A 7,815-nucleotide genomic window follows, 5' to 3' on the forward strand; every position below is an offset into this window, starting at 1 on the left:
CCCCAAGGGCGCCCCGCACCCCGACCCCGCCGCAAGCGGGCATCATCAGATCTTTGGGAGGAGAACCGACATGACCCTGAAAACCGCACTGATCGCCACCACTGCGATGCTGGCCGCAGGCCCCGCTTTGGCCGAATGGGAACCCACGCGCCCGATCGAATTCGTCGTCGCCTCGGGCGCCGGCGGCGGGACCGACAATTTCGCCCGCACCATCCAGTCGGCGATGACCCGCAACGACATCGTCGACCGCAACATGGTCGTGCTGAACAAGGGTGGCGGATCGGGGGCCGAGGCGTTTCTCTATGCCCGCCAGAACGCAGCCGATCCGCACAAGCTGATCTTTGGCACCAACAACGTCTATCTGCTGCCCCATGTCGCCCAGCTGGCCTATTCGGTCGAGGATCTTCAGCCCGTGGCCGCGCTGGCGCTGGACGAATTCCTGATCTGGGTCAAGGCCGACGCCCCCTGGCAGACGCCCATGGAGATGATCGAGGCCGCCAAGGCCGAACCCGGCAGCCTCGTGTTCGGTGGCAGCCAGTCCAAGGACACCGACGAGACGCTGGTGGCGCTGATCGAACAGACCACCGGGGCGGATTTCAAATACATCCCCTTCAATGGCGGCGGCGAGGTCGGCGTGCAGCTGGCGGGCGGCCATATCTCGGCCAATGTGAACAATCCCAACGAGAATATCGGCCAGTGGCAGGCGGGCGCGATCCGGCCGCTTTGCGTCTTTTCTCCGCAGCGGATGGCGGAATCCGAACCGGTCAGCGGCGATATGGGCTGGCATGACATCCCCACCTGTGCCGAACAGGGGCTGGCCATCGACCGCTATCAGATGCCGCGCACCGTCTGGCTGCCCGCAGGCACCGACCCCGAGGTGGTGGCCTATTATCAGGACGCTCTGACCCGCGTGGCCGAGACGCCCGAATGGCAGGATTATCTGGCCCGGACCTCGCAGACCGCCGCCGTGCTGACCGGCGACGCGCTGACCGCCTTTATCGACGAGAACGAAGCCGCGACGGTTTCGGTCTTCGAGGCCGAAGGCTGGGTCGCAGCCGCCGCGCAATAAGGCAAGGGGGGCGTCGCGCATCGGGCCCCTGTGCCGGATGCGCGACGCCACAGGCGGCCCCGCGCGGGCCGGCACCTGCGGATAAAGGAGAGGGACCATGACCGTCAGACGTTATCATGCCGAAATCGGCACGGCACTTGTCACCGGGGGGCTGGGGGTCGCGGCCATCATCGGCGCCGCCGAACTGGGCGTGGGGTGGAGCGATCACGGACCGCAGGCGGGGTATTTCCCCTTCTGGGTGGCGATCGTGCTGATCGGTGCCAGCCTGTGGAACCTGACCGGCGCGGTCATGGCCCATCGTCGGGCGGCCCGCATTCCTGCCGATCCGCTGGACGATCCCGAAGATCCGTTCCTGCCGATGGCCAATCTGCGCCGCATCGCGGTCTTTCTGGGTGCCATGACGGCCTTTGTTCTGGGCACGCTGACCTTGGGCATCTATGTCGCCGCGACCCTCTATATCGGCTGGAGCGCGTGGAAACAGGGCGGTTTCCGGCTGTGGGTCGGGCTGGCTTTGGGCGCGATCTTCGCCGTCACGCTCTATGCGATCTTCGAGATGATCTTTCAGATTCCACTGCTGAAGGGGCCGCTGGAGCCGCTTCTGGGCATCTATTAAGGGGCCGACCGCCATGGGCAATTTCGATCTGCTGATGCACGGGTTTTCCATCGCCATCACGCCCACGCATTTGATGCTGATGGTCGCGGGCGTGCTGATGGGTCTGGTGGTCGGCGTGCTGCCGGGACTGGGGGCGCCGAACGGGGTGTCGCTGCTGATCCCGCTGACCTTCGCGCTGGACCCGACCTCGGCTATCATCCTGCTGTCGTCGATGTATTGGGGGGCGCTGTTCGGCGGCTCCACGACTTCGATCCTGTTCAACATCCCCGGAGAGCCGTCATCGGTCGCCACCACCTTCGACGGCTATCCGATGGCCCGAAACGGCGAATCCACCCGCGCGCTGACGCTGGCCTTCGTGTCGTCGGGGGTGGGGGCGCTGATGGGCATCATGGTCATCACCCTGCTGGCCGGATGGGCGTCGCAATTTGCGTTGCGGTTCGGCGCGCCGGAATATTTCGCAGTCTATTTCCTGGCCTTTGCCGCCTTCATCGGCATGGGCAGCGCCGCGCCGGGCAAGACGCTGGTGTCGCTGACCACAGGGCTGATCCTGGCCTCGGTCGGCATGGACACGGTCACCGGCGCGATCCGGCTGACCTATGGGTTTTCGGATCTGCTGGGCGGCGTCAGCTTTCTGGTCGTGGTCATCGGCCTGTTCGGCATCGGAGAGCTGCTGTCCACCGTGCAGGAGGGGCTGCGCTTTCGCGGCGTGTCGTCCAAGATCGACCTGCGCGACGTGCTCAAGACCCTGGCCGAGATCCCGAAATACTGGGCCACGACCCTTCGGTCGGGCCTGATCGGCATCTGGATGGGCATCACGCCGGGGGGGCCGACCGCCGCCAGCTTCATGTCCTATGGCGTCGCGCGGCAGGCCAGCCGCAAGGGCGCCGCCTTCGGCACCGGCCGCCCCGAGGGGATCGTCGCGCCCGAGACCGCCGATCACAGCGCGGGCACCTGCGCGATGCTGCCGATGCTGGCGCTTGGGGTGCCGTCATCGGCCACCGCAGCGGTGATGATGGGCGGTCTGATGATCTGGGGGCTGACGCCCGGACCGATGCTGTTCGCGACCCAGCCCGATTTTGTCTGGGGCCTGATCGCCAGCATGTATGTGTCGAACCTGCTGGGGGTCATTCTGGTGCTGGCGACCGTGCCGCTGTTCGCGGCGCTGCTGCGCATTCCCTTTACCATCATCGGGCCGATGATCGTCGTGATCTGCTTCGTCGGCGCCTATACCGTGTCGGGGGCCAGCTTCGATCTGTGGCTGGTGCTGGTCTTTGGGCTTGTGGGGTTCATCTTTACCAAGCTGGATTACCCTTTGGCGCCGCTGATCCTGGCCATGGTGCTGGGCCACAAGGCCGAGAATGCGTTCCATCAGTCGATGCTGCTGTCGGACGGGTCGCTTGGCATCTTCTTTGCCAATCCGCTGGTCACCGGCATCATGATCGTCGCGCTGGCCCTGCTGATCCTGCCCAAGACGCTTGGTCTGGCGCTGCGCCTGCGCCGTCGCGGCATGCCCGTCGAATGAGACGCGCCGAATGAAACCTGTGCGACACGCCTCGCGGAACAAGGAAACCCTGTCATGAACCTGATCCGGCATTTCGCCGCGCGCAACCACCGCCGCGTGGAAACGGCCATCATCGGCACGGGCGGCTTCGGGCGCAGCTATCTGGCGCAGGCGCGCCATGTGGCGGGCCTGTCCTGCCGGGTGGCGGTGGACCGCGATGCGGCCACGGCGGCGGCGGCGCTGGTCTCGATTGGTATCGATCCGGCCCGGATCGCGCGCTGCAGCGAAGTCGCGCAGGCGCAGGCGGCGTGGCAGGCGGGGCACTGGATCGCCGCCGCCGATCTGGCGGTGGTGGCCGACCTGCCGCTGGACGTAGTGCTGGAGGCCACCGGCGACCCCGAGGCCGGCGCCCGCCACACCCGGCTGGCCATTGATGCCGGGCATCATGTGGTCATGGTCACCAAGGAAACCGACAGCGTGATCGGCTCGATCCTGTCGCGGCTGGCCCGGGCGAGGGGGCTGGTGGTCAGCCCGGTCGATGGCGATCAGCCCAGCCTGCTGATCGGGCTGGTGACATGGGCGCAGGTCATCGGGCTGACGGTGATCGCGGCGGGCAAATCCAGCGAATATGATTTCGTCTATGACCCCGCGACCGGGGGGCTGGACAGCAACGGGCTGCGCACCGAGGCGCCGGGCCTGTCGGACTGGCTGATGCCGGGCGACTGGCCCTGGGCGTCGGTCGCGCAGGCCCGCGCCACACTGGCCGCCAAACTGCCGCAGCGCGCCGTCCCCGATCTGTGCGAGCTGACGCTGGTCGCCAATGCCCTTGGCCTTGTGCCCGACCGCGCCGATCTGCACGCCCCCATCGCCCGCATCCCCGAACTGGCGGATCTGATGACCGACCGGGGCGGGCTGCTGTCGGGGACCGGTCGTCTGGACGTGTTCCATTGCCTGCGTCTGCCGGGCGAGGCCAGTTTTGCGGGCGGCGTCTTCGTGACCGTCGCCTGCGACGATCCCGACACATGGCAGATGCTGGCGGACAAGGGTCACGTCGTCTCGCGCGATGGCCGCAGCGCGATGATTGGCCTGCCGCGTCATCTGCTGGGGTTGGAGGCCGCGACGACCGTGTTCGAGGCCGCGCTGCATGCCACATCCTCGGGTGCCACGGCGCCGCGCCCGGTGATCGACCTGACCGCCTTTGCCGATGCCGACCTGCCCGCAGGCACGGTGCTGACGGCGCGCGGGCATCACCATTCGATCGACCATGTCTCGGGGCGGATGACCCCGGCGGCGGCGCTGTCGGACGATGCGCCCATCCCCTATTATCTGGCCGCCGGGCGCCCGCTTTTGCGCGACGTGCGGGCGGGCCAGCCGATCCTGTGCGCCGATGTCGCGCTGGACGAGGCGTCCGAGCTGTTGCGCCTGCGCCGGATGCAGGATGCGGTCACCGATTGGGATGCGGCCTGACCCCCCTCAGGCGGCGATGCTGCGCAGGCCCCAGAACAGCAGGGCCGACAGCAGGGCGGCGGCGGGAACGGTCACGATCCAGGCGGCGGCGATGGTCATCACATGCGACCGGCGCACCAGCTTGCGGCGGCGGCGTTCCTCGGGGCCCAGACCGGGCCGTTCGGGCAGGCTGCCCTGCGCCGCGCGCAGGCGCCGTTCGGCGTCCCATTCGCGAAAGAACCCGACGCCAAAGATCGCGCCGACCGCGATATGGGTCGAACTGACCGGCAGGCCCAGCCAGCTGGCCACGATCACCGTCACTGCCGCCGACAACGACACGCAATAGGCGCGCATCGGGTTCAGCTTGGTGATCTGGCTGCCGACCATGCGGATCAGCTTGGGGCCGAACAGGAACAGCCCGAAGGACAGCCCGAAGGCTCCGATCAGCATCACCCACAGCGGAATGGCGACGACCCCCGTCGCGCTGCCCGAACTGCCCGAGGCCTGCACGATGGCCGCCAGCGGCCCGACCGCATTGGCCACGTCATTGGCGCCATGCGCAAAGCTGAGGAGGGCCGCCGACACGACCAGCGGAATGCCGAACAGCACCTTCAGCGATTTGTTGCGGTTTTCCAGCCCGCGCGACTGACGGCGGATCACCGGAATCATCACCAGCCAGCAGACCAGCCCCAGCACCGCGCCGATCAGCAGCGCCCGGCCCATCGACACGTCGATCAGCCGGCTGAGGCCCTTCAGCGCCAGATAGGCGGCAAAGGCGCCCGCCATGATGCCGATCAGCACCGGCACCCAGACCCGCGCCGCCGCGATCTTGTCGTCGCGATAGATGATGCGCGCCTTGATGAACCACAAGAATCCCGCCGCGATCAGCCCGCCCAGCAAGGGCGAGATCACCCAGCTGGCCGCGATGGTGGCCATGGTCGGCCAGTTGACCGCGCCAAAGCCCGCCGCCGCGATCCCCGCGCCCATCACGCCGCCGACCACCGAATGGGTGGTGGAGACCGGTGCGCCGATCCATGTCGCCAGATTGACCCACAGGGCCGATGACAGCAGCGCCGCCATCATCGCCCAGACAAACACCTCGGGCGCGCCGATGCTTTCGGGCGCCACGATCCCGCGAGAGATGGTGCCGACCACGTCGCCGCCCGCGATCAGCGCGCCCGCCGTTTCAAAGATCGCGGCGATGGCGATGGCGCCACCCATGGTCAGGGCATTCGCGCCCACCGCCGGACCCATGTTGTTGGCCACGTCATTGGCGCCGATGTTCAGTGCCATATAGGCGCCAAAGACCGCCGCCATCGCCACGATCATCCCGTTGCTGGTCTGGCCAAAGGCCAGCATCGCCCCAAGGCCCGCCAGCAGCACGAAGACCAGTGCGATGCCCGGTGCGACCAGCGGGCGGGCGGCATAGGCGGTCGCCCGTTCCAGCGTCGAAAAGCGGCCAAGATCGCGGTCCAGCGTATCAAGGTGGCGGGTTTCAAGGTCGTTCTGGGCCATGATATCCTCAAGCGGCGGGGCTGCGGCTGCCTAGGGGGAAACGGCGCCGGGGGCAACCTGTCGCATGGGGGCGGGCCTGCTTGCGCGGTTTATCGCACCGTTCCGCCCAGATTGGCCGAAATCCCGCGCGCGGCCCCGGCGACCATCTGCCCGATCTCGTGCACCTTCGCATCGGTCATCCGCGTCGTCGGCCCCGAGACCGAGACGCCCGCCACGGCCTCGTCATGGCTGTTGGTGATGACGGCGGCGACGCAGCGCATGCCCAGGGTCCGTTCCTCGTCGTCGAAGGCATAGCCGCGGCGGCGGATCTGGGCGATCGCCGCGTGCAAGTCATCAGCCGAGCCGATGGTCTTGTCGGTAAAGCGCGCGAAGGGCGCCTGACGGATGAAGGCCGCCAGCCGGTCGTCGTCAAAGGCCGCCAGCAGCGCCTTGCCGATCCCCGAGGCATGCAGCGGCGACCGGGTGCCGGGCGGGAAAAACGCACGGATCGTCTGATGCGTCTCGACCTGGCTGACGAACAGCACGTCGCCGTCGCGTTCGATCCCCAGATTGGCGGTCTCTCCGCTGCGGGCCATCAGGTCGCGCATGGTCGCGCGGCTGCGTTCGACGATATTCGTGCGCCGCAGAAAGGCCGAGCCAAGACGGAACGCCTCGGGGCCGATGAACCATTCCTGCCGGTCGGGATTGCTTTCGACATAGCGGCGCTGTTCCAGCGTCGCCAGAACCCGGTGCATGGTCGCGGGCGACTGGTCCAGATGCGTGGACAGGCCGGTCAGGGTGATCCCCTCATGCGCGGCCAGCGCCTCCATCACGTCCAGCGCGCGGTCCAGCGCTTGAATGCCGGTGGCGGGCTGGTCGGGCCTGCCGCCCTTGGGACGGCCCCGTTTGCGGATGGGTTGCGGCATGTCCGGGGCCTTTTCGCAGGGACGGGCGGTGAAATAAATATTTTCATGAAAACCGATTTCTCACAATGAAAAATTGCAACGCACTGTCCGATATTCATAAAATCACCCATGACCAGCGTTCCAGAAAACCATTCCGAAAAAATTTACCCGAATCCTCCCGCATGCTAGACCGGTCCTGACGCAAGGAGGAGCCGACCGTGAGCACCCAGAACCCGATTTTCATTCCCGGCCCGACGAACATCCCCGAGGTGCTTCGCAAGGCCGTCGACATGCCGACCATCGACCATCGCAGCCCGGTCTTTGGCAAGATCCTTCACCCCGCGCTGGAGGGCGTCAAGGCGGTGATGAAGACGACGCAGGCCCAGGTCTTCCTGTTTCCCTCGACCGGGACCGGCGGATGGGAAACGGCGATCACCAACACGCTGTCGGCGGGCGATGCGGTTCTGGCCACGCGCAACGGCATGTTCAGCCATCGCTGGATCGACATGTGCCAGCGGCACGGGCTGGATGTGCAGGTCGTGGCGCAGGACTGGGGGCAGGGCATCCCCACCGACCGGTTCGAGGAGATCCTGACCGCCGACCGCGCCCATCGCATCAAGGCCGTGCTGGCCACCCATAACGAGACCGCGACCGGCGTCAGGTCCGACATCGCCGCCGTCCGCCGCGCGCTGGACCGGGCGGGCCATCCGGCGCTGTTGCTGGTCGACGGGGTCAGCTCGATCGCCTGCTATGATTTCCGGATGGACGAATGGGGCGTCGATGTGGC

General features: G+C 67.2%; 7 protein-coding genes. 5 read left to right on the forward strand and 2 right to left on the reverse strand.

Features of this window, described 5'->3' with window-relative positions; genetic code table 11:
- The first annotated feature begins 70 nt into the window (after window positions 1–70).
- The 4 genes from EG885_RS20995 to EG885_RS21010 all read left to right on the forward strand — a co-directional run bounded on the left by EG885_RS20995 (window position 71) and on the right by EG885_RS21010 (window position 4,650).
- On the forward strand, window positions 71–1,069 hold the full coding sequence (locus EG885_RS20995) for a Bug family tripartite tricarboxylate transporter substrate binding protein (RefSeq protein WP_207392367.1): 999 nt from the start codon (window positions 71–73) through the stop codon (window positions 1,067–1,069).
- Window positions 1,070–1,166: 97 nt separating this feature from the next.
- Window positions 1,167–1,682 (forward strand): tripartite tricarboxylate transporter TctB family protein, encoded by a 516-nt coding sequence (locus EG885_RS21000; protein ID WP_131578563.1) that lies wholly within the window; start codon window positions 1,167–1,169, stop codon window positions 1,680–1,682.
- A gap of 13 nt (window positions 1,683–1,695) precedes the next feature.
- Window positions 1,696–3,204, forward strand: coding sequence for a tripartite tricarboxylate transporter permease (locus EG885_RS21005; protein WP_131578565.1), 1,509 nt, complete (start codon window positions 1,696–1,698; stop codon window positions 3,202–3,204).
- Between the two features lie 54 nt (window positions 3,205–3,258).
- Window positions 3,259–4,650, forward strand: coding sequence for an NAD(P)H-dependent oxidoreductase (locus EG885_RS21010; RefSeq protein WP_131578567.1), 1,392 nt, complete (start codon window positions 3,259–3,261; stop codon window positions 4,648–4,650).
- A gap of 6 nt (window positions 4,651–4,656) precedes the next feature.
- On the opposite strand, the gene EG885_RS21015 is transcribed toward EG885_RS21010, so the two are convergent.
- Complete coding sequence (locus EG885_RS21015) at window positions 4,657–6,144, reverse strand: inorganic phosphate transporter (protein ID WP_131578569.1); 1,488 nt, start codon at window positions 6,142–6,144, stop codon at window positions 4,657–4,659.
- Between the two features lie 89 nt (window positions 6,145–6,233).
- Window positions 6,234–7,049, reverse strand: coding sequence for an HTH-type transcriptional regulator BhcR (gene bhcR, locus EG885_RS21020; protein ID WP_131578572.1), 816 nt, complete (start codon window positions 7,047–7,049; stop codon window positions 6,234–6,236).
- 197 nt (window positions 7,050–7,246) lie between these two features.
- Here bhcR and EG885_RS21025 point away from each other — a divergent pair.
- Window positions 7,247–7,815 (forward strand): aminotransferase class V-fold PLP-dependent enzyme (locus EG885_RS21025; protein ID WP_131578575.1); only part of this gene is annotated, 569 nt, incomplete at its 3' end.

This window comes from Paracoccus nototheniae, from assembly GCF_004335005.1.
GTDB lineage: Bacteria > Pseudomonadota > Alphaproteobacteria > Rhodobacterales > Rhodobacteraceae > Paracoccus > Paracoccus nototheniae.

Excerpts from the sequence above, each read along its gene's own strand:
- EG885_RS20995 (WP_207392367.1), top strand. The coding sequence starts at position 71 with ATGACCCTGAAAACCGCACTGATCGCCACCACTGCGATGCTGGCCGCA.
- bhcR (WP_131578572.1), bottom strand. The coding sequence starts at position 7,049 with ATGCCGCAACCCATCCGCAAACGGGGCCGTCCCAAGGGCGGCAGGCCC.
- EG885_RS21015 (WP_131578569.1), bottom strand. The coding sequence starts at position 6,144 with ATGGCCCAGAACGACCTTGAAACCCGCCACCTTGATACGCTGGACCGC.
- EG885_RS21010 (WP_131578567.1), top strand. The coding sequence starts at position 3,259 with ATGAACCTGATCCGGCATTTCGCCGCGCGCAACCACCGCCGCGTGGAA.
- EG885_RS21000 (WP_131578563.1), top strand. The coding sequence starts at position 1,167 with ATGACCGTCAGACGTTATCATGCCGAAATCGGCACGGCACTTGTCACC.
- EG885_RS21005 (WP_131578565.1), top strand. The coding sequence starts at position 1,696 with ATGGGCAATTTCGATCTGCTGATGCACGGGTTTTCCATCGCCATCACG.